This window comes from Aquirufa nivalisilvae (assembly GCF_003143535.1).
In the GTDB taxonomy this organism is placed as follows: Bacteria; Bacteroidota; Bacteroidia; order Cytophagales; family Spirosomataceae; genus Aquirufa; species Aquirufa nivalisilvae.
Map to the genome: position 1 here is coordinate 1,424,950 of NZ_CP029346.1, position 22,063 is coordinate 1,447,012.

General features: G+C 36.8%; 21 protein-coding genes. 12 read left to right on the plus strand and 9 right to left on the minus strand.

All coding sequences use genetic code 11. From position 1 onward, the window contains the following. Window positions 1–117 precede the first annotated feature (117 nt). The gene (gene ggt, locus HME7025_RS06325; protein ID WP_109322821.1) at window positions 118–1,809 is read left to right on the plus strand and encodes a gamma-glutamyltransferase; all 1,692 of its coding nucleotides are present in this window, start codon (window positions 118–120) and stop codon (window positions 1,807–1,809) included. Here the strand turns inward: ggt and HME7025_RS06330 are convergent. Both HME7025_RS06330 and HME7025_RS06335 read right to left on the minus strand, forming a co-directional pair. Then, a complete protein-coding gene (locus HME7025_RS06330) occupies window positions 1,806–2,504 on the minus strand; it encodes a VIT1/CCC1 transporter family protein (RefSeq protein ID WP_109322822.1) in 699 nt (232 codons plus the stop codon). The genes ggt and HME7025_RS06330 overlap by 4 nt on opposite strands. Window positions 2,505–2,508: 4 nt before the next feature. After that, window positions 2,509–4,098: a peptide MFS transporter gene (locus HME7025_RS06335; protein WP_109322823.1), complete on the minus strand. Its 1,590-nt coding sequence runs from the start codon at window positions 4,096–4,098 to the stop codon at window positions 2,509–2,511. 163 nt (window positions 4,099–4,261) lie between these two features. Between HME7025_RS06335 and HME7025_RS06340 the strand changes: the two genes are divergently transcribed. Genes HME7025_RS06340 through lepB form a run of 6 tightly spaced genes read left to right on the plus strand, consistent with a single transcriptional unit; the run spans window position 4,262 to window position 9,297 of the window. Continuing rightward, complete coding sequence (locus HME7025_RS06340) at window positions 4,262–5,041, plus strand: ParA family protein (RefSeq protein ID WP_109322824.1); 780 nt, start codon at window positions 4,262–4,264, stop codon at window positions 5,039–5,041. 13 nt (window positions 5,042–5,054) lie between these two features. Next, entirely contained in the window at window positions 5,055–5,975 is a 921-nt protein-coding gene (locus HME7025_RS06345) for a ParB/RepB/Spo0J family partition protein (RefSeq protein ID WP_109322825.1), read from the plus strand. Between the two features lie 7 nt (window positions 5,976–5,982). Next, complete coding sequence (locus HME7025_RS06350; RefSeq protein WP_109322826.1) at window positions 5,983–6,642, plus strand: DUF5683 domain-containing protein; 660 nt, start codon at window positions 5,983–5,985, stop codon at window positions 6,640–6,642. A 4-nt stretch (window positions 6,643–6,646) separates the two neighbouring features. Beyond that, on the plus strand, window positions 6,647–7,366 hold the full coding sequence (dapB, locus tag HME7025_RS06355) for a 4-hydroxy-tetrahydrodipicolinate reductase (RefSeq protein ID WP_109322827.1): 720 nt from the start codon (window positions 6,647–6,649) through the stop codon (window positions 7,364–7,366). 1 nt (window position 7,367) lies between these two features. Beyond that, window positions 7,368–8,150 (plus strand): phytanoyl-CoA dioxygenase family protein, encoded by a 783-nt coding sequence (locus HME7025_RS06360; protein WP_109322828.1) that lies wholly within the window; start codon window positions 7,368–7,370, stop codon window positions 8,148–8,150. A gap of 1 nt (window position 8,151) precedes the next feature. Beyond that, on the plus strand, window positions 8,152–9,297 hold the full coding sequence (gene lepB / locus HME7025_RS06365; RefSeq protein WP_109322829.1) for a signal peptidase I: 1,146 nt from the start codon (window positions 8,152–8,154) through the stop codon (window positions 9,295–9,297). Between the two features lie 55 nt (window positions 9,298–9,352). Here the strand turns inward: lepB and HME7025_RS06370 are convergent, their stop codons facing one another. Together HME7025_RS06370 and HME7025_RS06375 are read right to left on the minus strand one after the other, a co-directional pair. Continuing rightward, entirely contained in the window at window positions 9,353–10,534 is a 1,182-nt protein-coding gene (locus HME7025_RS06370) for a class I SAM-dependent rRNA methyltransferase (protein ID WP_317046251.1), read from the minus strand. A 19-nt stretch (window positions 10,535–10,553) separates the two neighbouring features. Beyond that, the gene (locus tag HME7025_RS06375; protein ID WP_161956217.1) at window positions 10,554–11,402 is read right to left on the minus strand and encodes a zinc dependent phospholipase C family protein; all 849 of its coding nucleotides are present in this window, start codon (window positions 11,400–11,402) and stop codon (window positions 10,554–10,556) included. A 102-nt stretch (window positions 11,403–11,504) separates the two neighbouring features. Here HME7025_RS06375 and rpsT point away from each other — a divergent pair, with 102 nt between their 5' ends. Further along, window positions 11,505–11,762, plus strand: a complete 258-nt coding sequence (rpsT, locus tag HME7025_RS06380) for a 30S ribosomal protein S20 (RefSeq protein WP_109322831.1) — start codon at window positions 11,505–11,507, stop codon at window positions 11,760–11,762. An 86-nt stretch (window positions 11,763–11,848) separates the two neighbouring features. Next, on the plus strand, window positions 11,849–12,550 hold the full coding sequence (radC, locus tag HME7025_RS06385) for a RadC family protein (protein ID WP_109322832.1): 702 nt from the start codon (window positions 11,849–11,851) through the stop codon (window positions 12,548–12,550). A gap of 147 nt (window positions 12,551–12,697) precedes the next feature. On the opposite strand, the gene hisB is transcribed toward radC, so the two are convergent. Then, the gene (gene hisB / locus HME7025_RS06390) at window positions 12,698–13,810 is read right to left on the minus strand and encodes a bifunctional histidinol-phosphatase/imidazoleglycerol-phosphate dehydratase HisB (RefSeq protein WP_109322833.1); all 1,113 of its coding nucleotides are present in this window, start codon (window positions 13,808–13,810) and stop codon (window positions 12,698–12,700) included. 120 nt (window positions 13,811–13,930) lie between these two features. Here hisB and HME7025_RS06395 point away from each other — a divergent pair, with 120 nt between their 5' ends. Both HME7025_RS06395 and HME7025_RS06400 read left to right on the plus strand, forming a co-directional pair. Beyond that, entirely contained in the window at window positions 13,931–15,181 is a 1,251-nt protein-coding gene (locus tag HME7025_RS06395) for an OmpA family protein (RefSeq protein ID WP_109322834.1), read from the plus strand. Between the two features lie 172 nt (window positions 15,182–15,353). Then, window positions 15,354–17,150: a DEAD/DEAH box helicase gene (locus tag HME7025_RS06400; RefSeq protein ID WP_109325037.1), complete on the plus strand. Its 1,797-nt coding sequence runs from the start codon at window positions 15,354–15,356 to the stop codon at window positions 17,148–17,150. Between the two features lie 50 nt (window positions 17,151–17,200). On the opposite strand, the gene HME7025_RS06405 is transcribed toward HME7025_RS06400, so the two are convergent. Then, the gene (locus HME7025_RS06405; protein ID WP_109322835.1) at window positions 17,201–17,647 is read right to left on the minus strand and encodes a hypothetical protein; all 447 of its coding nucleotides are present in this window, start codon (window positions 17,645–17,647) and stop codon (window positions 17,201–17,203) included. Further along, window positions 17,647–18,033 (minus strand): Co2+/Mg2+ efflux protein ApaG, encoded by a 387-nt coding sequence (gene apaG, locus HME7025_RS06410; protein ID WP_109322836.1) that lies wholly within the window; start codon window positions 18,031–18,033, stop codon window positions 17,647–17,649. The genes HME7025_RS06405 and apaG overlap by 1 nt, the downstream gene beginning before the upstream one ends. Window positions 18,034–18,037: 4 nt before the next feature. On the opposite strand from apaG, the gene HME7025_RS06415 reads away from it, so the two are divergent. Beyond that, the gene (locus HME7025_RS06415) at window positions 18,038–18,742 is read left to right on the plus strand and encodes a uracil-DNA glycosylase (RefSeq protein ID WP_109322837.1); all 705 of its coding nucleotides are present in this window, start codon (window positions 18,038–18,040) and stop codon (window positions 18,740–18,742) included. On the opposite strand, the gene HME7025_RS06420 is transcribed toward HME7025_RS06415, so the two are convergent. Together HME7025_RS06420 and HME7025_RS06425 are read right to left on the minus strand one after the other, a co-directional pair. Beyond that, a complete protein-coding gene (locus HME7025_RS06420; RefSeq protein WP_109322838.1) occupies window positions 18,737–19,033 on the minus strand; it encodes a DUF4286 family protein in 297 nt (98 codons plus the stop codon). The two genes, HME7025_RS06415 and HME7025_RS06420, sit on opposite strands and share 6 nt — an antisense overlap. After that, window positions 19,030–21,990 (minus strand): FAD-binding and (Fe-S)-binding domain-containing protein, encoded by a 2,961-nt coding sequence (locus tag HME7025_RS06425; protein ID WP_109322839.1) that lies wholly within the window; start codon window positions 21,988–21,990, stop codon window positions 19,030–19,032. Before HME7025_RS06425 ends, HME7025_RS06420 begins: the two co-directional genes overlap by 4 nt. Window positions 21,991–22,063: the final 73 nt, after the last annotated feature.

Genomic DNA, 22,063 nt, shown 5'->3' on the forward strand with positions numbered 1-22,063 from the left:
TATCTGTTTTAATTAAAAAAACTTAAAATATTCACAAAGTTAAATTATATTTTTGTTATGACAACGCTCACGCTTGAGCTTTTAATAATTGATTGTTTTCAATTTTAATTCATCAACATGCAACAAACTAAGCTTTTTGTTCTTATTGCCTTATTTTTAGGTAATTCAATTTTTGCACAAACCAGTAAACCTTTGGTTGAATCTACTAAAGGAATGGTGGTCTCTACACACCCTGCAGCTAGTGAAGTAGGTTTAGCTATTTTGAAAAAAGGTGGTAATGCCATTGATGCTGCCGTGGCCGTCAATTTTGCTTTAGCGGTTTGTCATCCTGCTGCCGGTAATATTGGTGGGGGAGGTTTTTTGGTTTACCGCGATAAGCAGGCTCAGACTTTTGCTTTAGATTTCAGAGAAAAAGCACCACTGAAGGCTTTTAGAGATATGTATTTAGATGAAACAGGCGCTATCATTCCTGGTAAAAGTCAAGCAGGCATCTTTTCCGTAGGAGTACCTGGCGCCGTAGCTGGCATGGAAGCTATGCATCAAAAATTTGGGAAGTTGCCATGGAAAGAATTAGTTCAGCCTGCTGTTGATTTAGCGCGTAAAGGAGTTGTTTTAACAGAGAAGGAAGCGAGAGGCTTAAATGGACAGAAAGCTGATTTTCTGAAATTTAATGTTGATAAGTATTACTTGATTAAAGCAAATGATGAGAAATGGAATAAAGGAGATTTATTGATTCAAGAGGACTTAGCTCAATCATTGGAACGTATTGCCAAAAGAAAATCGAAAGGTTTCTATCGAGGTAAGACTTCCAGACTTTTAGTCAAAGAAATGAAGCGTCAGGGAGGTATCATGACAAAAAAAGACTTGAAATCGTATCAAGCTGCCTGGAGAAATACTGTCAATTTTGAATATAAAGGCAAGAAAATTATCAGCATGCCGCCACCATCAAGCGGAGGTATTGCATTGAATCAATTGTTGAAAATGGTTGAACCTTTCCCTATTTCTACATGGGGTCCTCAATCTGATTCGACATTTCAGGTAATGGTCGAAGCTGAAAGAAGAGTGTACGCTGACCGAGCTAAGTGGCTAGGAGACCCTGATTTTGTGAAAGTACCACAGACAGAATTGATGAATCCATCCTATATTCAACAGAGAATGAAGGATTTTAGTTTTGATAAAGCAACCTTGAGTTCTTCTATTTCAGCAGGTCAATTTCCCGGATACGAAAGTCCTGAAACTACACATTATTCTATCGTAGATGAAGAAGGGAATGCCGTTTCAATTACCACTACTTTGAATAATAGTTATGGGAGTAAAGTATTTGTAGGAGGTGCAGGATTTCTTCTAAATGATGAAATGGATGATTTCAGTGCTAAAGCGGGCTCACCCAATTTGTATGGTTTGATTGGTTCTAAGGCCAATGAGATTCAACCAGGGAAGAGAATGCTTTCTAGTATGACACCTACCATAGTGGAAGAAAATGGAAAATTAAAAATGGTTGTGGGTACACCAGGTGGTTCCACCATTATTACTTCGGTATTTCAAGTGATTTTGAATACTTTAGAAATGGGTATGAATATGCAACAAGCTGTTGAATACCCTCGATTTCACCATCAGTGGTTGCCTGACCAAGTATTATTTGAAAGAAACCGATTTAGTTCGGAGCAATTAAATCGCTTAAATGAAAAGAAATACAAAATGGTGCCAGTCAATGGCTTGGGATTGGTAGAGGGGATTTTAGTATTACCCAATGGAAAGCTGCAAGGAGGTGCAGATTCCAGAGGGGATGATACCGTTTCAGCTTATTAAAATAGTTTAGCGACCATAAAGGCGGCACCAGCAGCGGCAGCGCCAATAGACATTACTTTAAGAGCTCCAATAATAGGTTGTTGACCTGTTATCTTACTTTTGAAATACCCAAAAATAAACAAGGCCAATAAGGTGATGATTGCTGAATAAATTAAGCCATCTTCTGGTTTGTCTAGGTAAAAATAGGGTAGTAATGGAATCAAGCCTCCCAGAGCATAAGAAATGCCAATGGTTAAAGCGGAATTTCTAGCACGATTTGGATTAGGTTTTTCTAAGCCTAATTCAAATCGCATCATGAAATCAACCCATTTGTCTTTGTCGCTCGCAATGCAATTGACTACAATCTCTTGCGCCTCAGGACTTAATCCATAATCTTCAAATACTTCTCTAATTTCTTCCTTTTCTCGATCAGGTACTCGCTCTACTTCATCATATTCTCTGGCTAATTCGGCTTCGTAATGTTCCTTTTCTGTCATACCAGCTAAATAACCACCTAGTCCCATGGCTATGGAGCCTGCTACGATTTCCGCAATTCCTGCTGTCGTAACTATATCATTGCTAGAAACGGCACCAGAAAGTCCAGCTGCCAATGCAAATGGAACTGTCAGGCCGTCTGACATACCAATGACGACATCGGTTAGGAAATCAGAGCTTTTTAAATGTTTTTCGTGTAAGTGGTGATCTGGTCCGTGCATAGAATTATCTGATGCCGTGCATCATACGTTTTAAAGGTCCAACGGCTAATATATAAAGGATGACAGCCGCAATGCCAGTTAAAGTGACAAATAACATAAAGAATTCATATAAATTATGAATTTCAAATCCTAAGAAACTAGGGAAGTGTACTTGTCCAACTACAGCTTCTGCAGGGGGCAATAATGCACCTAAGGTTCCTGCCAGAGCGTAACCAGCTGCATTAGCTAAAAACCATACGCCCATCAACAATGATGAAAAACGTTTAGGGGCTAATTTAGAAACTAAGGAAAGACCGATGGGTGATAAACATAATTCACCCATGGTATGAAAAAGATACATGATAATCAGCCAAATAACCCCCAGTTTATTGCTTCCTAAATCTTTGATTTGGGAGGCAATAATCAAGTAGCCCATAGAAAGTAATAGTAAGCCAATGGCTTGTTTGGCTGGAGAATTAGGTTCTAAGCCACGTTTGTTTAGCCAAATCCAAAGCCAAGAAAAAGGGAATGCGAGTAAAATGATGAAAAATGAATTGGCATTTTGTACAGAGCTAGGAGGGAGCTCAATCCCTAAAAAATGCAAATCGGTTTGTTGGTCAGCAATGAATGTCAATGAAGAACCCGCTTGTTCGAATGAAGCCCAAAAAAATATGACAAAAAAGGAAATGATATACATTACTAAAATCCTGTTTCGCTCAATACTAGTGATGGTTTTGTCGGTAATAATCAAAAAAGCCAAGCTTAATCCAGATGAATAGATGACGGGATAAATCCAATCTTTGATGATATTAGGTTCTTCAGTTATGAAAAAGTAATGAAAGGTGAATATTAAAATGAAGAATAAAATGACTGCACTAAAGATAGATTGGGTGCTAAATTCAGCTTTCTCTGTTTCTCCATCAACCGGTCGTGCAACATTCGTAGAAAAGGGTTTTTCTCCAACTGGGCTTCCATCTGGGTCTACAATGAATTTGTTTTTGAGGAAATAAAAGGAGATTGTGCCAATTAACATAGCAGTTCCAGCTGCAAAAAATCCCCATTTGAAGGCATCTAACACTCGAACTCCATCTACTTTGACATCACCTAAAAATGGACAAATCAACATGCCTAATAATGCACCTGTATTAATTCCCATGTAAAAGATGGTGAATGCTGCGTCAAGTCGATTATCTCCTTTACGGTAGAGTTGTCCAACCATCGATGAAATATTAGGTTTGAAAAAGCCATTTCCAATGATTAGAAAGAATAAACCTCCCCACATTAAGTTTTGAGCGAGATCTAAATCGAGTTCAAAAGAACTAGCAGAAGAGAACATAAACAATTGACCAATAGCCATGATAAGCCCACCAATCAATATACAATTTCTATTTCCAAGGTAACGGTCTGATATATATCCTCCGGCCATGGTAGTTAAATAACTTAAACCTAAAAATCCACCGTAAAGGATGGATGCGTCAGTTTGTTTAAAAGCAAGAGCGTTTACTAGAAAGAGGGAGAGTAAGGCTCTCATTCCATAGAAATTGAATCGTTCCCACATTTCAGTGGAATACAAAACATAAAGGCCTTTTGGATGACTGCTTGTGTTTTCTGACATAAAGGTTGATGAATACAAATACCAAGTTACAAGAATGTTACAAAATTTGATGCACTGTTCATGATTTAATCTTGTAGTTGATGAGAAAAAATGAACCCAGATGTGAAACATATTTTGTAATATTGTCCTTCATTTGTCTTTATAATTCTTCAGATTTTTAACCATGGGTAAGATCATTGCTATCGCTAATCAGAAAGGTGGAGTTGGTAAAACGACCACGGCTATTAATTTAGCTGCCTCTTTAGCAGCTTTAGAATTTAAGACACTCATTATTGATGCCGATCCACAAGCTAATTCTACTTCTGGCTTGGGTTTGAACCCTAAAGAAATTACCCAAAGCATTTATGAATGCATGGTTGGTTTGGCCAAAGTAAAAGAGAGTATTGTCTCCACGGAATTAGACTATTTAGATATCATTCCTTCACATATAGATTTAGTTGGTGCGGAAATTGAAATGATTAATTTGAACAATCGAGAAGCAAGAATGCGTGATGCATTGGCTGAAATTAAAGATTTGTATGATTTCATTATCATGGATTGTTCTCCTTCTTTGGGTCTAATTACGATCAACTGTCTTACAGCAGCAGACTCGGTAATTATTCCCGTTCAATGTGAATATTATGCTTTAGAAGGGTTAGGGAAGTTGTTGAATACGATTAAAATTATTCAATCTCGGTTGAACCCTAATTTGATGATTGAAGGTATTTTATTGACCATGTATGATTTACGTCTTCGCTTGTCCAATCAAGTTGTGAATGAAGTTAATAGTCATTTTAAAAATATGGTTTTTGAGACCATAATACCTAGAAATATTCGTTTATCAGAATCACCAAGTTTTGGAATACCTGCTATTTTGCATGATGCAGAGAGTAAGGGTGCCATTAGCTACCTTAATTTGGCAAAAGAAATTATCACCAAAAATGGCTTATTACAGGCTGTTTAGTAGATTTTAAGATATGAGTGCAAAGCAAGAATCAAATTCAAAAAAAAGAATAGGTTTGGGTAGAGGTCTAGGCGCTTTGCTGGAAGATTCTGAAAATGTATCGCATACGTCTAAGCATTCCTCCGAATTTGCAGGTAGTTTAGAGGGAGTCAATTTGATGGATGAAATTCCCTTAGAATACATTGAGACCAATCCGTACCAACCCAGAGAACATTTTGAGCAAGAGGCTTTAGCTGACTTGGCAGAGTCTATTCGTATTCAGGGGATTATACAGCCAATTACGGTAAGAAAAATAGCTCCTAAGAAATTCCAATTGATTTCTGGAGAGCGACGTTTACAAGCTTCCAAATTAGCTGGATTAAAGAGTATTCCTGCTTACGTAAGAACAGCAGATGATCAGCAAATGATCGAAATGGCGTTGATTGAGAACATTCAGCGTGAAAACTTAAATGCCATTGAAATTGCCCTTTCTTACAAACGCTTGATGGATGAATGTCAGTTGAAGCAAGAAGATTTAGGAAATCGAGTAGGGAAGAGTCGTTCCAATGTCACGAACTACATGCGCCTGCTAAAATTACCGATCGTTATTCAAGCCGCCATTCGTGATGCTAAAATTTCGATGGGACATGCACGCTGTTTGGTTTCTGTTGAGAATCTCGAATTACAACATGTTCTTTTTCAAAAGACTATTTCTGAAGAATGGTCAGTTCGAAAATTAGAAGATGCAGTTAGGCAGTCGGCTCATCCTAATATGGGAAAACCCGATGAGACTAAAACGCTTCCTTTGGCGGAGTTACAACAAATTCAACAAACTTTTGCTAGTTTTTTTCAATCTCCTGTTTCTTTTAAAATGAACGATGAAGGAAAAGGAGAGTTGAAGGTAAGTTTTAAGTCGAAAGAAGAGCTATTAAAACTTTTGAAAGCTGTACAGTAGTCGATCAATGAGTTATGCCACTATCCCCGAATTAAGTCGGGCCATTATATGTTTTTCCCTTATTTTTCTTTGCTCATGGGCAACTAGGGCAAATGATATACCTATCGATACGGTGGTTAAAGTCAATACTCTTAAGGCGGACAGCATACCAATCAAAAAAACTATTCCATATAAAATTATTCCTCGTCAAGCGACATTGAAATCTTTAATGATTCCAGGTTGGGGGCAATATTACAATCGACAGTATTGGAAGTTGCCTTTAGTGGCAGGAGCATTTATTACTTTGGGAATTATCGCTAATTATAATAATGTTCGATATGAGAAATATCGGGCCTATTACTATATCGCATCTCCACATCCAGATGATCCGACTTATGTACCTCCTGCTACTGTAGCTGTTCCATATGAAGATGGATTGGTACGCGATTTAGATGTGAATCAATTAAAACGATTAAACGACGGGTATAGAAGAAATAGAGATTATACCTATATTGGGATGGTTTTGGCATGGGCATTTAATGTAGTGGATGCCAATGTTAGTGCCCATTTGAAAACATTTGATGTATCAGATGACATTACGTTGAAAATAAAACCGACATTTGAATATCAGTCATTTTCAAATGGTTTAGTTTCTGGCGTATCTTTGTCATTTAATTTTAAAAAGTAAAGGAATGAGAATAGTTTTGATTGGTTATGGCAAGATGGGAAAGGAAATAGAGCGTATTGCGCTTAGTAGAGGCCATCAAATTGTAGCTAAAATTGATGTAGATAACCCAAGCGATTTGCTTGGTTTAAGCAAGCAAGATGTGGACGTGGCAATTGAGTTTTCTAATCCAAGTTCGGCTTATGCTAATATTTTGATCTGTTTAGAAAAACAAATTCCTGTGGTTTGTGGTACGACAGGCTGGTTAGAAAAGAAATCTGAAGTAGAAGCGCTAACAAAAAAATACGATTCCACTTTCTTTTATGCTTCCAATTATTCCATTGGTGTAAATTTGTTTTTTGCCTTAAATAAGCATTTAGCGAAGCTTATGGCTCCGCATGCACAGTATGAAATTTATACCAATGAAATTCATCATACGGAGAAAAAAGATTCTCCTAGTGGGACAGCAATAACCATTGCTGAAGGTATTATTGAGGCTTTACCAGCCAAAGACTCATGGGTTAATAATGAAATACCTCAAAGTAATCAAGTTGCTATTTGGTCACAAAGAGAATCTACTAAACCAGGTACTCACACGGTAAAATATATTTCTAAAGTAGATCAAATTGAAATGACCCATGAAGCATTTAGTAGAGAGGGATTTGCTTTAGGTGCCGTAATTGCTGCGGAATGGGTGAAGGATAAGAAAGGTGTTTTAGGTATGGACGATATGTTAAAATTGGATTAATATGCACGATATTGAATTCATAAAAAAGGAGCTGGATGAACAAGGAGTTGTTGTTATTCCTAGTTTTTTTGACCCTGCTATAATACAAAAATTACAGGCCGCTGCTAAGCAAATTTTTCAAATACAGTTTGATCACTTTGGTATTCAAGGGGATTATTTGAGCCAAATGGTTCAATTGTTTGAAAATCATATTGATGAGTTTATCAATTGTGGTAAATTAATTCAAACAGGTTTAGTTGAATTATATCAAATTGCTGTTCATCCTGATTTGATACAATTGATGCACGATATCGGTATGAAAGTGCCCAATATGTGTACTCGTCCAGTTTTGTTTTTTAATCATCCTTCACTGGCTAAATCTGAGCACTTTTATAAAACTCCATTACATCAGGATTGGGTTTCTATGCTATCTTCTTCTGATTCTGTGGTAGTTTGGATTCCTTTGATGGACGTGCAAGTGGAACATGGACCTGTTGTTTTTTATCCAGGGTCACATAAATTAGGACCTTTGACAGACAAAATAGACAATGGTTTTGCAGAAGTCCCATTTGATCGAAATTCCTACCCAAGGCTACAACCTGAATTGAAAGCAGGAGATATAGCGGTATTTTCTACTTTGTTAGTACATGAGTCAGGAGTAATTACCAATAATGAAATACGATGGTCATGCCATTTTCGTTATACGAACATGCTTGATCCAGACTTCATTGAGAGAGGGTTTCCACATCCCTATATACACAAACCATCTCAAGAGTTGATTGATAAATTTTTGAAAAAGAAATAAAATGAAACAAGAGGAAAATAAACATCCTAAACAAAAGTCGGCTTTTAGAGAATGGTTGGATTCTGTAGCTTTTGCTGTCGTAGCAGCTACATTAATCAGGTTCTTTTTATTTGAAGCATACACCATTCCAACTCCATCGATGGAAAGTTCCTTAATGGTGGGTGATTTTCTTTTTGTAAGTAAAATGCATTATGGAGTTAGAACTCCTAAAACGCCTTTACAGCTGCCATTGACACACCAAAAAATTTGGTTTACTAATTTACCATCCTATTTGCGTTGGTTAGATTTACCCGTATTTAGACTTCCTGGATTCACTGAAGTCAAGAAAGGCGATGCTGTTGTATTTAATGCGCCAAATTGGGAAGAAGACGGAGATGCACCACTTGATCTACGAACGTTTTATGTAAAGCGTTGTGTAGCTACTCCAGGAGATGTGTTAGAGGTAAAGGATCAACAAGTTTTTATCAATGGTAAGGCTTTAGAAAATCCTGACAGAATGCAGCACCCTGTTTTCTTAAAGACCAAAGAAGATTTAGATGAAACATTTTTTGATCAATATGGAATTAGAAATTCAGCTGATGCAAGCTTTGAATCTTCTGATTGGTTGCCATTGGCAGATTCCACCAATCAACTAGTAGGGTATAAGCTGAATACCAGTAAGAAACATTTAGATGAAATCATGAAATTACCTTTTAAAAAGGAGATTGATTATAGTTCATTTAAAGATCCTAAAGGAGTGACTTATTTAGATATATTTCCTCATGATACTACCCAGTTTAAATGGAATAGAGACTTTTTTGGTCCTTTACAAGTTCCCAAGAAAGGTTGGACTGTTCAGTTAGATGCTAAAACAATACCGTTGTATCAGGAAGCTATTAGAAGCTACGAAGGGAACAAAGATATTACCTTAGAAGGGGGTAAATTAATGAAAGACGGGAAGGCATTGACTTCATATACTTTTCAGCAGGATTATTACTTCATGATGGGAGATAATCGCCATAACTCGGCTGATTCTCGTTTCTGGGGATTTGTTCCATCAGATCACATTGTGGGGAAAGCGGTTTTTGTTTGGATGTCATTAGATCCTAGCAAAGGACTTTTCTCGGGTAAAATTCGTTGGAATAGAATTTTTAGATTTGTGGACTAATCTTTGCACCTAAATCAAAAAGGCCATCTCAGATATATTCTAAGATGGCCTTTTTTTATATTACTCGTAATACAAATCCCTTTAGGTAATTACTTTCGGGATGAAACAAGTTAATTGGATGATCTGGAGCCTGGGTCATTTGATGTATTACTTGAATTTCTCTGCCTGCTGCAATACCAGCCGCAACGAGCATATTTAAAAACAAATCTCTTGTAATGACTTGGGAACAAGAATAGGTGAATATTAGACCATTTTTTTTGATTTGTTGAATAGCCAATTGGTTAATCTTTTGATATCCTTGAAGTGCTTTATGTTTTGTACTAATGGACTTGGCAAAGGCAGGTGGGTCCAAAATGATGATATCAAATTCATCTTGATTATTTTTAAGATAGGGGAGTGTTTCTCCTACAATGGCCTCATGTTTCTTTTTCCCAAACTTATTCAAACTAATATTAGCATTGACTAAATCAATGGCTTTGGCAGAAGCATCGAGTGAAATTACTGATGCAGCACCTGCTTTTAAGGCATAAAGAGAAAATCCTCCAGAATAACAAAACGTGTTTAATATGTGCTTATCCTTGGCATAATGAGCCAATAATGCACGATTATCTCGTTGATCTAAGAAGAAGCCTGTTTTTTGACCTGTAACCCAATTGACTGAAAACTTGACTCCATTTTCTTGTATTTCATGAGGAACAGTGGCTGTTCCAAACAGATAATCGTTCTGACAATTTGTTGCAAAGTTAGGAGGTAATGTTTCTTTGCTCTTATCATAAACGGCTTTCAATAAGTCCCCGAAAACAATTTTAAGGGCGTTTACGATAGCTTCTCTATTGCGATACATACCAATGGTATGAGCTTGGAAAACAAATACATCTTGGTAAACATCAATGATCAATCCAGGACAACCATCACCTTCTCCATGAATTAAGCGAAAAGCATTGGTATCTGTAAAATTTAATTGTTGTCTGAGCTCCCAAGCTCTGGCAATTTTATGAACCCATAAATCTTGTAGATCCGTTACAGGTGTAAATGAAACGATTTTCACCGCAATACTTCCTGCATGGTAATGACCAAGTCCTAGAAATTCATCTTTGTCACTTAATACATTTACCCAATCACCATCTTGTAAATTAGGGCTTTGTTGGTAAATAGCTCCTGAAAATATCCAAGGGTGAAATCTTCTTACCGGGGCATCTTTACCTCGTTTTAAATGTACACTATGCTCTGTTATCATGGTGCAAAATTGCACATTTTTATTTAAAATCACTTTGCCCACCTAATATCCAGGCAGTAAATAATAAATCTCCGAGGTGTTGAATGGCTGATTTAAATTGATTCTCAATTTGTTGATTTAAGGAATGATGGTAGGCTAAGCTATAGGTCTTACTATAAGTTTTAACCAAGGAATTTCCTTTTTTTTCAAAACTGTATTTTTTATTGTTTGGAGTTATTTGATTTAGTTCTTGTTCTTTTTTTAATAAAGTTGGAATTAATTGGTGCGCCTGAACAACCCAATCCCATGCAGCTTGCTGTGTATTATCTACATATTTCGCTGGTCCAATCCAATCTTCTAGAGCATCTCCAACTAATTCAGGTATTCTAGATTCCCAAAAACTATGTAAGCCTTGTTGTCCTGTTTTTTGTCCATCATAATTGGAAGTAGTATGTAAAGGAACATGGGCATCAGCGACATAATGACCTAATTCTGCTGATAATTTGATGATTTGAACTGTGTCGTTATTTTTAAAAGCTTGAATCAGTCGTTGATGTGTTTTTGGAATATGCCATACAACGATTCCATGTTTCTGAAGACTATCCTCAGGTAATCTTTTCGTCGCTTGTTCCCATGATGCATATTGTATGGCAGAAGTGTGTTGATCCAGGTCAATGTAATGACGAGCGGCTTCAACATCTAAAATATACCTTCTTTGATCGGGAAGTACAGCCCATTCTTCTATTTTGATGAGATGTCTTTTGTAAAATTTACTTAAATTGGGAGGTAAGGTGAAGATTGCCAGCTTGTTGATTTTTTTATGAGCGTAAAATCCCCAAGGATTTGCGGATATATTGGGGCTGAAGAATAAAAATAGGCTAGAAATCAAGTAAATTATCTGGCTTTTTTTGAGCAAAACCTTGTGAGTATAAATCATATTGTTTACTTTTGCATTTCAATTTTCAAAAGAATAGAAATTTTTTAGTTAAAAATGGCAAATCATAAATCAGCACTAAAGCGTATTCGGGCAAATGAAGCAAAGCGTTTGCGCAATCGTTATCAGCATAAATCTACTCGTACATTGATCAAGAAATTGAGATTGACTACGGACTCATCTGTAGTGGTAGATTTGTTCAAACAAGTTTCTTCAGCTTTGGATAAATTGGCGAAGAAGAACATCATCCACAAGAATAAAGCTGCCAACCAGAAGTCTAAATTAGCTAAGTTGGTTAACAAAGTCGCTGCTTAATAGCACGATTATCATATACTTGATAAACCCTGCCTATGGCGGGGTTTTTTCGTTTAAGGTACTTACATTCGCTTAAAAAAAAGTCAATGAAGTACGAAGGCCCTAGCTTTACTATCAAAGAACTAAAAGTTGAAGATAGACCCAGAGAGAAGTTGAATTTGGTGGGAAAGGATCTACTTGGGGTGGATGAGTTGCTTGCCATTTTGATCCATTCAGGAATTCCCAATAAATCAGCATTACAGATGGCTAATGAATTATTAAATTCGATCGGTGGGAATTTAAGTGCCTTAGGCCGTTTTTCGTTACATGATTTTATGAAATTTAAGGGGATGGGGAAGGCTAAGGCGACTATGTTGGTAGCAGCTATGGAATTGGGACGTAGGAGGATGTCTTATGAGGCATCCCAAGCTGTTCAAGTGATTCAAAGTTCAAAAGACGCTTACCGCTTATTTCATCCTCATCTCTTTGATTTAAACCATGAAGAGTTTTGGGTGATGCATTTAAATCGAGCATCAAGTTTATTAAAGATGCAACGATTAAGTATGGGAGGGGTGGCAGGTACATCTGTTGACTTAAAACTTTTATTTAAATCAGCATTAGATACCATATCTAGCTCATTGATTATCGCTCATAATCATCCTTCTGGGCAATTAAAGCCAAGTAAAGCAGATCGGGAATTAACGCAACGAATTGTAGAGGCAGGAAAAATGTTGGATATCCAGATTTTGGACCATTTAATAATAACTGCTCAAGGGTATTTCAGTTTTGCCGATGAAGGCTGTTTATAAAGAAAGAGGATTATTTACCTCTCTCTTTATAAATTTTTTGAAGTTTTGAACCAATAACAATTGAAATTGCGAACAAAATAATAAAAAATGCTGCTCCTGAATAACCCATAGTTGTATATTTAATGACGTGCAAAAATACTAAAAAAATTAAAGCAGGCCTTTAGTACTTGGTAAAGAATTTAAATTATTTACGTCTCTTTGGACTGCTAGTCGAATCGACTTAGCAAAAGCTTTAAAAATGGCTTCTATTTTATGGTGTTCATTTTCCCCTTCTGCCTTAATGTTTAGATTGGATTTGGAGGCATCAGAAAATGATTTGAAGAAATGAGAGAACATTTCAGTGGGCATTTCTCCAATTTTTTCACGCTTGAAATTAGCTTCCCAAACCAACCAATTCCGACCCGAGAAGTCAATAGCTACCTGAGCTAAGCAATCATCCATGGGCAATAAAAAGCCATATCGATTAATGCCACGCTTATTTCCTAAAGCTAAAGCAAAAGCTTCTCCTAAAGCAATGCCTGTATCTTCAATGGTATGGTGCTCATCAATGTGTAAATCACCTTGTACACTGACTGAAAGGTCCATATTGGCATGTTTAGCAATTTGATCTAACATATGATCAAAAAAACCAAGACCCGTTTGGTTATTAGCCTTACCACTGCCATCCAAATTTAATTCAATATGGATTTTCGTTTCATGTGTATTTCTATCGTGAGAAACTTTTCTAGCTGGCAATTGGAAAAACTGAAATATTTGATTCCAATCCTCACATTGTAGAGCCAAAGAAGCTTCTAAGGCTGCAGGTACTTCCAGTGATCCAATTAAAATACCTTGGCAGCCTAAATTTTGGGCTAATTGAATATCTGTCAAACGATCTCCAATAACATATGAATTGGCTAAATCGTATTCAGGTGAGAAGTATTCCCCTAAGAGCCCAATACCTGGTTTTCTAGTAGGTAAATTGTCTTGAGGAAAACTTTTGTCGATATGTATTTGCGCAAAATGAATTTCCTCTGAGGCAAGAATTTCCAACATTTTATTTTGAGCTGGCCAAAAAGTCTCTTCTGGGAATGAGGAGGTACCTAGGCCATCTTGATTAGTCACCATCACTAATTCATAATCGGTGATTTCCGTAATTTTTTTCAAATTGGAAATGACTTGTGGCAAAAAGGCTAGTTTTTCATAACTATCCACTTGCTGGTCAGTGATGGGTTCAATGATAATGGTTCCATCACGGTCAATGAATAATACTTTCTTCATTCAACAAAGTTAATGATACATTTTCATGGAAGTAAGAAATATGAAAAAAATACGAATCAATATGTGCTAAAAGTGACGATACTAATGTAATTTAGAGGATAATTATACCCAAAGAGGCAGATGTTTACAATTTTGGAAGCTGGCGAGAGAGAGATTTTTATTCAACGTGTAGCACAATTAACCAACGAGAGTGTCGATAAAATACAGGAATTATTGCCTGTTTGGGAATCCATTATTTTAGGGTCATCCTTAAAGTTGATTCGAAATCAGATTCGTTTCAATGCTTTATATAATTTCATACATCATAAGTCTGTTCCCAGTAAGGAGATTGATGTCATTTTTTCTGGTTCAACAGCTAGTGTTAATTGGGACAAGATTTCATCCTATGGAGAGGGCTTATTTGGCATATTAATGCCTGATAAAAAAAGTGCCATAGCCTTATTAGTTTCTCGAGAATTGAGATGTAAAAGTTCATTAGTTGTCAAGGGATTAGGCATTTGTTTTGCATTATACGGCAATCGACTGAAAGTGGTTGATTTTGCTTACATGAAGGATTGGAATTCCTTTGGAGAACATTTTTTTGCACAAAGGCATGACTTTACAGCTTTATGCCCACCGAAATTACAAGTACCTATTTCTGAGATTTTACTTTTATCAGATGTTTTTAAGAACGAATCAAGTTCATTTCAAAGTAATGTGGATGAAATCGATTTGAAACCGGATGATGAGGGTGGTTCTTCTACTAATTGGAAAGTAATTGGACTTATCTTAGGATCAATTTTGGTAGCTTCGGTTATTGCTTGGTTCGTATATAACAAGATGACCAAGGAAGAAGAAGTAGTAAGTGCAGATACGGAAGAAATTATTCCAATTGATAGTCTAGCTAAGCTTAGAGATAGTTTGACCAAACTAAGCGCGGATTCCGCAAGAATTGCGTCTGATTCATTGACGCATTTAAGTTGGCCTGACGGGAAAGCATTTGATGTACCTAAGACTTCAGCATTAGTGCCTATGTTTGAGTATTTAACAGATACTACGAATACAGAATCTAGTGAATTGCGAGTAAGTGAAATTTCTTTTGACGCTGAAACCAATCAATTAGTTTCACCATATGATGCCTTTTTTAAGAAGATGGTCGAAGGCTTAAATAAGTACAAAGATGTGCATATTCGCATTTACGCTTTTGCTGAAAATGATTCTAAATTAGGCCTGAAACGTGGATTTGTTGTCAAAAATCGATTAGTTGGAGAAGGGATTTCTCCCACTCGGATTGAGGTAAAAGCCACGGGTAGCAATGTGAATCCAGAGGCTTCTGTACCCATTAACTCTCAGATCCTTTTAGTTCTATCTAAGAAGTCTGTATTAAAATAATACAATTTATTTGCTTCTCATTTTTTATTAAAGTACTTTTGTGCTTTAGAAATACAAATACATCCTCACAACTCTTTTTTTACATTTATTGTAAAATTCTTTTCCCTGGTAAAGGGCTATCGGCAAGAGTTAATTACGGATGTGTTCGGGCAACGTAATTAAAAAACAACAAATGAGTAATCAAATTCGCTTTGATTCGCTTCCGTTTTCGGAAGGAATCCTAGCTGCTGTTAATGAAATGGGCTTTGAATTCGCTTCTCCCATTCAATCAGAAGCTATTCCATTTATTTTAGAAGGTCGTGACGTAATCGGCCAAGCACAAACGGGTACAGGTAAAACTGCCGCGTTTGGTATTCCTATGATTGAGCATGTCGCTCCATTCGAAAAATATGTTCAGGCCATCGTGTTATGTCCTACTCGTGAATTAGCTCTTCAAGTAACGGAAGAATTAAAGAAATTATCCAAATTCACTAAAGGTGTTTGGGTAACAACTGTTTATGGTGGAGACTCCATTGAGCGTCAAATCAAGTCCTTAAAGGCTGGTGCTAACATCGTAGTTGGTACTCCTGGCCGTGTGATTGACTTAATTGAACGTCGTGCATTGAAATTAGGTCAGGCATCCATGATTGTATTGGATGAGGCCGATGAAATGTTAGATATGGGTTTTAGAGAAGATATTGAAAGTATCTTACAAGAAATCCCTGAGGAACGTCAGGTGGTATTATTTTCCGCTACGATGTCTAAGCCTATCATGGCTTTAACTAACCGTTATTTAACCAACCCTAAATTAGTTAAGGTGGTTAAAAATGAAATTACCAATGTCAATATTGAGCAATTGTACTTTGATGTCAAAGGACGTGCGAAAATGGAGGTAACAACTCGTTTAATCGATTTTTATAACCTTAAATTGGTGTTGATTTTCTGTAATCAGAAGAAAAGAGTTGATGAGGTAGTAGAGGAATTGGTTATGCGTGGATACGCTGCTGAAGGTTTACACGGTGATTTACGTCAATCTCAACGTACGCAAGTAATGAATCGTTTCCGTAATGGAAATGTAGGTTTCTTGGTTGCAACTGACGTGGCTGCACGTGGTTTGGACGTTGAAAATGTAGATGCAGTTATCAATTATGATATCCCATTGGATGAAGAATATTATGTACACCGTATCGGTCGTACTGGTAGAGCTGGAAAATTTGGTAAAGCTTTCACTTTAGTAGTTGGTTCAGAAAGAAATCGTTTGCGCGAAATCATGAATTACACGAAGGTAAAGATTGAAAAAGGAGTTATACCAACCTTTACAGATGTAGTAGGTGTTAAGAAAGGCATGTTCATTGAACGTGTAGCTGCTACTATTCAAGAAGGTGATTTAGATGTATTCAATGATGCATTGACGAACCTTCATCATGCTGGATTTACTACAGAGCAAATCGTTGCTGCTTTAGTGAAAATTAGCATGGGTGTTCAAAAGAATGAGTTTGGTGATGAAAACCTTGAAGGAGAATTTGAACGTCAATCTCGTAAATACGGTCGTGATGACCGTGGTGGAGATCGCGGAGATCGCGGTGGATACCGTGGTGATCGTGGCGGTGACCGTGATGGTCGTCGTGGCGCTGGTCGCTTTGAGAGAGATTCTCGTTACGGTGGACGTGATGACCGCGGTGGCGACAGAGATCGTGGGCCACGTGGACCAAGAAATGACAAAGAAGGCAAACCTTACCGTTCCGATGAAAACATGGTTCGTATGTTTGTTAACATTGGTTTCAATGAGAAAATTTCTCCTTCTAACATTGTAGGTGCTTTTGCAGGTGAGTCAGGAATTCCTGGTAATGTGTTAGGGCAAATTCAAATTGAAAATAAGCATACTTATGTAGATGTGCCTAAAGAATATGCGAATGTCGTTTTAGAAAAAATGGCAGGAGCTCAAATTAAAGGAAAACGTGTTTTAGTTGAAATTGCTAAACCCGTATAATTCTTTGAGAATTGATGAAAAAGGCGACCACTGGTCGCCTTTTTTTATGCCTATGATTTTTTTAACATAAAATGCTGCTTACTAGCTAGCTGATTAAATCGTAAGATACCCATATCAAATAGATCAATGCTATGAATGATTCTTGGGTCTTCCACTAAAGTATCCCAAATATCTTGGCTGAGGGTAGATTCATGTGGATTTAAAATAAATATTATGGAATTAGCTTGGGCTTTGGGAATTAAATCTTGGTCAATTTGTTGATAAATCTCTGGACTTAAATGGGGTATAACCAATGGAAAAACTTCGCCTAAATCTATTTCCATAGCATAAAATTGGCTTATCCCTTGGATGAGTTCATCCGTTTTAATTTTCGTTGAAATTTTCTTTTGTAAAATCGGATTGATTACCTCTGTGTATAATTTAAACACAGATGGGGAATGTAATCCATGACTTGTTTGAGCTTGTAATCGAAAGAAGAATTTTTGAAATAAACGCATTAATTTAAAATATAAGCTGGAGCTAATTCAAAAGGAGGAATCTTGACAGAAAAAGTGGATTGATTTTCTAAATTCAGGAAGGTATAATGCCCACTCATTTTTCCTAGATTTCCGATGATGGGGCACCCAGAAGTATAAGTAAACGATTGATTTGGTTCAATAATGGGTTGTTGACCCACTACGCCCAGACCATTGACATGTTCTGTTTTTCCTGAACCATCTTGGATTTTCCAGAATCGGCTTACTAATTGAGCAGGTTGCTTGCTGAGGTTTTTGATCGTAATTTGGTATGAGAAAAAATGTTGGTATGGTTTTTGTATTTCATATTCGGACATGTGCTGTGTCTCAACTGCGATATAAAAACCATTAGTGATAGATTCTGTCATAATTATGGATCAATTCGAAAGTAAAATAGTTCGAAATTTACCTGATTTACTAATGAATGATTGGAAAAATATTTTCCTTTCTGAATTAGGTGAATCGTATTTTAGCTCTTTACAATCCAAGCTTTCCGAAAAAATGCACTTGGAGGAAGTATACCCTCCAGTCAATGCAATTTTCAATGCATTTAATCTATGCTCCTTTGCAGACACAAAAGTAGTTATCATTGGTCAAGATCCGTATCATGGCAAGGGGCAAGCACATGGTCTGTGTTTCTCCGTTCCCACTGGCATTCCATTACCTCCTTCTTTGAGAAATATTAAAAAAGAATTATACCTGGATTTTGATGTGTTTTTGGAGAGTCAAGATGGAGATTTAAGTCAATGGGCAAAGCAAGGGGTTTTAATGTTGAATGCTATCTTGACTGTTTCTGATTCTAAGCCAGGTTCACATGTTGACTTGGGTTGGCAGAAATTAACTTCCATGGCCATTGAAAAAATCAGTCAAGAAAAGGAACATGTTGTGTTTTTGCTATGGGGTAATTACGCGCAACAATTGGCTAAACATGTTGATCCACAAAAGCATTTATTGATCAAGTCTTCTCACCCATCTCCATTGTCAGCTAATAGGGGAGGTTGGTTTGGTAATAGACCATTTTCTAAAACGAATGAATACCTGGTAGCCCATGAAATGAAGGCCATCAACTGGCTATAGCTTTTTTAATTGACTAGGGAAATAAACATGTTGATTGGGGAATTCTTCTATTAAAAAGCCTGAAACTAAGGCTTCAATAATTTCCAATTGCTTTTCGAATTCAGGTTCTATCCAGCACTGCAAGCTAAAACCTTTTGAATCAGGTTCCTGGTGTGAGGTGATTTCAAACAAGTAAACGCGCGAGATAAACGATTGCTTTTCTATTTCAGGGACGATGATTTTTCTTAAGGCTAGAATAGCTTTTTCTTCTACTGAATTTTCAAAAAAGAGCGATAAATTGTATTGAATCATATTTTTATCTGAGGATTGGCTAAGGATTGATATAGAATTTCAACAGTATGGTATGCATTTTTATCGATACCATCTTTGATTTGATGCCTACATGAGGTACCGTTACTTGCCACAATGGTTGAACTTGGCTTGGATAAAATAGTGGGAAATAATACTAAGTTGGCTATTTGTTTAGAAATCTTGAAATGCTTCTTTTCATAGCCAAAAGAACCGGCCATACCACAGCATCCTGAAGGTATTAATTCTACTTCATGCCCCTCCGGAAAAGCTAATACTTGTCTAGTAGAACTTAATCCTGCAATGGATTTTTGATGGCAATGACCATGTAAAATTATTTTTCTGGTTTTTGTTCCAAAGGAAGATTTTTGAATTCGTTTGGATTTGATTTCTCTAGCTAAGAATTCATCGATTAGTAAGCAGTTATCTTTCAGTTGGAGGGCATCATTTCTTAGTTCAGGATCCACTAAATCAGGAATTTCATCACGGAAACTAAGGATGGCACTTGGTTCTAAACCGATAAATGGTGTTTCTGAACTTATTATATCCTTTAAGGAAAGCACATTATGATTGGCTAATTTCTTAGCCTCGATGAGCATTCCTTTTGATAAATAACTTCTTCCACTGATAATTCCTTTAGGTATTTCTACTCCATAACCAAGTTCATTTAAGAGAGCAATGGCTTTTTTGCCTATAGCTACATCATTATAATTGGTAAATTCATCTGCAAAAAAGTAAACCATGCCCAAAGGCTTTTCACTTTGGTTAATTCGTTTTTTGTACTGTGAAAACCATTCTTCAAGGCTTGTAAATGAAACCCTAGGTAGACTTCTTTCCCATGAGAATCCCATAAAGCTTTTAATAATGACACTACTAAGTGGGAATTCGATGGCAAAATTGTAGAGAGGGGATATTTTTCTTACCCAATTTTGAATGCTAGGAAAATGGCCAATCAATTGGGTTCTCCAAGGAGTACCATGATCTATATAACTCTGTTGAAGTGTTTCCGCTTTTAGTTTACTGATATCTACTCCAGAAGGACATTCGGTTTGGCAACCTTTGCATGAAAGACATAAATCCAATATTTCCTTTAATTGTGGTTCAGAAAATGGTTTTTCAACATCAGAGCTTAGAATTTGCCGCAACATGTTGGCTCTTGCCCTAGTGCTATCTTTTTCCTGTTGAGTAGCCATATAACTGGGGCACATGGTTCCACCAGATAAAGCTGTTTTTTTACAATCTCCTGAACCAGAGCATTTTTCAGCCAAGGTAAGGGGATCGTTTAATGCACCATAATTGAAAAAATAGTTTTGTTTTTGAGGGCTTTTGTCTTGAATCCGGAATGCTTCATCCATGGGAGGCGTATGTACTATTTTCCCAGGATTTAGTGTGTTGTTTGGGTCAAAGATATGTTTGATCTCTTGAAATAGATCATAAATTTCAGTTCCCATGATTTCAGGAATAAATTCCCCCCGAAGTCTTCCATCTCCATGCTCACCACTTAAAGAACCTTGGTATTTTTTAAGGATTTCGACTGTTTCTTCTAATAATAAACGGAAAAGCTTCTTACCATCTTCTGATTTTAAATCTAGGAATGGTTCAATATGCAATTCCCCAGCTCCTGCATGAGCATAAAAAGCCGCTTGCACTTGATGTTTTTGAAGTAATTCTTGTATATCAGCTACGTAATTGGGTAAGTCCTCAGGGTCTACAGCACAATCTTCAATTAAATTAACAGCCTGTTTTTTACCAATAATATTTCTAATTAACCCTAAACCTGCTTTACGAATATCCCAACCTTTGGAAATTTCTTCACCAGTCAATGTAGGTGAAGCATATCCAATACTTTGAGCATTCAATTGTTCAATAAATCGATTGGCTTTATTTTCACTGTTGGATGCTTCATCACCTCGGAACTCCACCATTAGAATGGCAGCTGGTTTACCTTGAATAAAATCACGGTCTTTTTGGAATTGAGGATGACCTTCCGTAAATGAAAGGATAAAATCATCCACTAATTCGGATGCTGTAGGCTGACAAGCTAAAGCTACTAAATTAGCTTGCAGCGATTCTTGAATGGAATGGCAATGGACGCAAACTAAAGAAACGTCAGGAGAGGGGATGTCTAACAACTGCAACCGAAGGGAATGTACTACCGCCAAAGTACCTTCTGATCCTGCGATGAGTGCCGATAAATTAAATGGCTTACCTAATGGATTAAAGGGCTGCATTTCCACCAAAGCATCTAAGGCATAACCTGTATTTCTACGTTTTATACTCGGTTTTGGAAATTTACTTCTGATTAGTTCCTGTAGGGTAGGATTATTTAAAATGCGATGTAATTCACGGTATATTTTACCTTCTAAATTCTGAAGACTCGTTTTTTTGTAAAATTCTTCATTGCTTAAGGGGTGCGTGTAAATATCGGTGCCATCAGCCAATATAGCCTTGGTTTCAATTAAATGATCACGTACGTTACCCCAAACAATGGAATGTAATCCACAGGAATTATTTCCTACCATTCCACCCAACAGAGCTCTGTTGGCGGTTGAGGTTTCAGGCCCAAAGAATAATTCGGTTTTTTTAATGAATGTGTTTAGATCATCTCGCACAATGCCTGGCTCCACCCAAACAGTCTTTTCTTTCTTATTTAATGAAATGATTTTACTCATGGCAGAAGATACTTCCATCACGATGCCATCACCAACAACTTGGCCAGCTAATGATGTTCCTGCTCCTCGAGGTATAATGCCGAGTTTGTTGTTTTTAGCAAATTGAATTAAACGCTTGATGTCTTTTTGTGAAGCTGGAATTGCAACAGCTTGTGGTTGAACTTGATACACAGAGGCATCAGTTGCATAAATTTTTCTGGCAATTTGAGATGATTGAGATGCATCAAAAAATAATTTTCCCTCAAAATGAGCGGATAATAGGTGATATTCTCGTTGACTCCAAGCCATGCGTCTAATTTAAGATGATAAAATTACAAAAATCCAGTCTTACCTACATATTGCCATTCAAAGTTTATACCAT

Excerpts from the sequence above, each read along its gene's own strand:
- HME7025_RS06350 (WP_109322826.1), top strand. The coding sequence starts at position 5,983 with ATGAGTTATGCCACTATCCCCGAATTAAGTCGGGCCATTATATGTTTT.
- HME7025_RS06405 (WP_109322835.1), bottom strand. The coding sequence starts at position 17,647 with ATGCGTTTATTTCAAAAATTCTTCTTTCGATTACAAGCTCAAACAAGT.
- HME7025_RS06330 (WP_109322822.1), bottom strand. The coding sequence starts at position 2,504 with ATGCACGGACCAGATCACCACTTACACGAAAAACATTTAAAAAGCTCT.
- HME7025_RS06335 (WP_109322823.1), bottom strand. The coding sequence starts at position 4,098 with ATGTCAGAAAACACAAGCAGTCATCCAAAAGGCCTTTATGTTTTGTAT.
- HME7025_RS06415 (WP_109322837.1), top strand. The coding sequence starts at position 18,038 with ATGGATCAATTCGAAAGTAAAATAGTTCGAAATTTACCTGATTTACTA.
- HME7025_RS06345 (WP_109322825.1), top strand. The coding sequence starts at position 5,055 with ATGAGTGCAAAGCAAGAATCAAATTCAAAAAAAAGAATAGGTTTGGGT.
- HME7025_RS06425 (WP_109322839.1), bottom strand. The coding sequence starts at position 21,990 with ATGGCTTGGAGTCAACGAGAATATCACCTATTATCCGCTCATTTTGAG.
- HME7025_RS06400 (WP_109325037.1), top strand. The coding sequence starts at position 15,354 with ATGAGTAATCAAATTCGCTTTGATTCGCTTCCGTTTTCGGAAGGAATC.
- lepB (WP_109322829.1), top strand. The coding sequence starts at position 8,152 with ATGAAACAAGAGGAAAATAAACATCCTAAACAAAAGTCGGCTTTTAGA.
- HME7025_RS06420 (WP_109322838.1), bottom strand. The coding sequence starts at position 19,033 with ATGATTCAATACAATTTATCGCTCTTTTTTGAAAATTCAGTAGAAGAA.
- apaG (WP_109322836.1), bottom strand. The coding sequence starts at position 18,033 with ATGACAGAATCTATCACTAATGGTTTTTATATCGCAGTTGAGACACAG.
- rpsT (WP_109322831.1), top strand. The coding sequence starts at position 11,505 with ATGGCAAATCATAAATCAGCACTAAAGCGTATTCGGGCAAATGAAGCA.
- HME7025_RS06370 (WP_317046251.1), bottom strand. The coding sequence starts at position 10,534 with ATGATAACAGAGCATAGTGTACATTTAAAACGAGGTAAAGATGCCCCG.
- HME7025_RS06340 (WP_109322824.1), top strand. The coding sequence starts at position 4,262 with ATGGGTAAGATCATTGCTATCGCTAATCAGAAAGGTGGAGTTGGTAAA.
- dapB (WP_109322827.1), top strand. The coding sequence starts at position 6,647 with ATGAGAATAGTTTTGATTGGTTATGGCAAGATGGGAAAGGAAATAGAG.
- radC (WP_109322832.1), top strand. The coding sequence starts at position 11,849 with ATGAAGTACGAAGGCCCTAGCTTTACTATCAAAGAACTAAAAGTTGAA.
- hisB (WP_109322833.1), bottom strand. The coding sequence starts at position 13,810 with ATGAAGAAAGTATTATTCATTGACCGTGATGGAACCATTATCATTGAA.
- HME7025_RS06360 (WP_109322828.1), top strand. The coding sequence starts at position 7,368 with ATGCACGATATTGAATTCATAAAAAAGGAGCTGGATGAACAAGGAGTT.
- ggt (WP_109322821.1), top strand. The coding sequence starts at position 118 with ATGCAACAAACTAAGCTTTTTGTTCTTATTGCCTTATTTTTAGGTAAT.
- HME7025_RS06395 (WP_109322834.1), top strand. The coding sequence starts at position 13,931 with ATGTTTACAATTTTGGAAGCTGGCGAGAGAGAGATTTTTATTCAACGT.